The following is a 2,438-nucleotide window of genomic DNA, read 5'->3' on the forward strand; positions in this document are numbered from 1 at the left end:
CGCGGATGCCGGGTGGCGCGCACGCGCACCCGGCATCCGCGACGAGCGAACCGGGGTTGCGGCGCGACGTGCGCGGGCTGATCGAGCGGGCGGCGGGCGATCCGCTCGCGCTCGACGATGCCGAGTGGGCGTCCCTGCTCGGCGCGCAGGGACCCGACCTCGACGCCCTCACCGCAGCCGCCGACGATCTCCGCCGCTATACGGTCGGCGAGGCGATCGGCATCGTCGTCAACCGCAACCTGACCTCGTCCGGCTTCCGCGCCGGCGGGGCGGCGTCGCCCGCGGAGTTCGACCTGGCGGATGCCGCCGCGATCGCCGCGGACGCCGCACAGCTGGGCGCGACCGAGCTGTGCGTGCAGGGACTGGTGCCCGAGACGGAGGACGCCGACGCCTACGCCGACCTCATCCGCACCGTCCGGGCCGCCGCCCCCGTGCTCCATCTGCACGCCTACCGACCGCAGGACGTGCGCGACCTCGCCGACCGGTCGGGACTCGGGCTCGACGGCGCGCTGTTGGCGCTCCGCGACGCGGGTGTCGACACGATGCCCGGCACCGGGGTGAAGGTCCTGTCGGAGCGGGTCCGCGCCCTCGTGGCCCCCGCCGATCTCGCAATCGACCAGTGGATCGAGGGCATCACCGCCGCCCATCGCTCCGGGTTCCGCACGACCAGCGTGCTCTTCTACGGACACGTCGAGACCGCGGCCGAACGCATCGCGCATCTGCGGGAACTGCGCCGCATCCAGGGCGAGACCGGCGGGTTCACCGAGTTCGTCCCCATCCCCCTTCCCGGACCCGCGGGCGGCGTGCCGCTCGTCGCCGGGCGCGCTCCGCTCGACGAGCACCGCGCGATGGTGGCGGTGTCGCGGCTGCTGCTCTCGGGCAGCATCGCCCACATCCAGATCCCCTGGACACGCCACGGCCTGGCGGCCACGGGAACCCTGCTCGCGGCGGGCGGCGACGATCTGGGCGGCACGCTGCTCGACGGCCGCGTGCGCCCCGAGGCGGGCGTCGAGGTCGGCCTCGAACTCCCTCTCACGGATGCGGCGCGTCTGGCCCGCGGCCTGTTCCGCCCGCTCCGGCGCCGCACGACCGACTACCGCGAGCCGTCGCCCGAGCACATCGCGGCGGCCCGATGACCCCGGCGGTGGATGTCGCCATCGTCGGCGCCGGATTCGCGGGTCTCGCGATGGCCGGCGAGCTGCGGCGCTCGGGGCGCGACGCGTTCACCGTGCTCGAGCGGGGCTCCTCCGTCGGAGGCACCTGGCGCGACAACACCTACCCGGGCGTGGCCTGCGACGTGCCCTCCCACCTCTACGGTCTCGAACGTCACCCGTGGCCCGACTGGTCGGGGCGCTTCGCGCGCGGCGACGAGATCCACCGGTATCTGCAGCACGTGGCCGAGACCGAGCGGCTCGGCTCGCGCCTGCAGCTGGACACCCCTCTGCTGGGCGCCCGCTGGACCGGCGAGGCCTGGCAGCTCGACACCGGCGGCGCGCACCCCGCCACGACGACCGCCCGGCACCTGGTGCTCGCGTGCGGCCGGCTGACCGAGCCGGTCATCCCCGACATCCCCGGTCTCGAGACGTTCGCGGGACCGCTGTTCCACTCGTCGCGCTGGGATCACACGGTGCCGCTGGCGGGGCGGCGCATCGGGGTCGTCGGCACCGGCGCATCGGCGGTGCAGCTCGTTCCAGAGCTCGTGCGCCGCGGCGCCGACGTCGTGCTGTTCCAGCGCACCCCGGCGTGGATCGTGCCCCGCGAGGACCGCGCGTACTCGGCATCCGAGCGGCGCCGCCTGGCGGGCCGGCCGGATGAGCTGGCGGCCCTCCGCGCGCAGCTGTACGCCGAGGGCGAGGCGCGCCACGCATCCCGTTCGGGCGATGCGGCGGCCGCCGCGCTGGCGCAGGCCGAGGCCGAGCAGCACCTCGCCCGGCAGGTCGCCGACCCGGCGCTCCGTCGGGCGCTCACCCCGGACTACGCGTTCGGATGCAAGCGGGTGCTGCTGTCCGACGACTTCTACCCCGCGGTCGTCTCGGACGCCGTGACGCTCGAGCCGAGCGCCCTCGACCGCGTCGACGACGGTGTGCTGGTCGCCGCATCCGGCGCCCGTCATGCCGTCGACACGCTCGTGCTCGCCACCGGCTTCGCCGCGTCGCAGCAGCCCTACGCCGACCTCATCGAGGGCGAGGAGGGAACGCTCGCCGCGCACTGGTCGACGGGTATGACGTCCTACGCCTCCACCGTCGTGGCCGGCTTCCCCAACCTGTTCGTGCTCAACGGCCCGAACGCCTCGCTCGGTCACAACTCGTCGGTCCTGATGGTCGAGGCGCAGGCGGGGTACGTGGCGCGCACCCTCGACCGCGCGGGCGACGCGGTGCTGCGACTGCGCCCGGAGGCCGAGACGGCCTACACGCCGGCGGATTGCTCGACGATCACGG

Annotated in this window: 1 protein-coding gene and 1 pseudogene; both read left to right on the forward strand. The window is 74.9% G+C overall.

Translation table 11 applies throughout. The features are described 5' to 3' along the window. Nucleotides 1-1,136: pseudogene (fbiC, locus tag AB0N73_RS16300) on the forward strand (7,8-didemethyl-8-hydroxy-5-deazariboflavin synthase); the annotation flags it as partial. 8 nt (nt 1,137-1,144) lie between these two features. Then, a partial coding sequence (locus AB0N73_RS16305) for an NAD(P)/FAD-dependent oxidoreductase (protein ID WP_363565413.1) occupies nt 1,145-2,438 on the forward strand: 1,294 nt, incomplete at its 3' end.

The sequence above is a fragment of the Microbacterium sp. NPDC089189 genome (assembly GCF_040685095.1).
Taxonomy (GTDB): domain Bacteria; phylum Actinomycetota; class Actinomycetes; order Actinomycetales; family Microbacteriaceae; genus Microbacterium.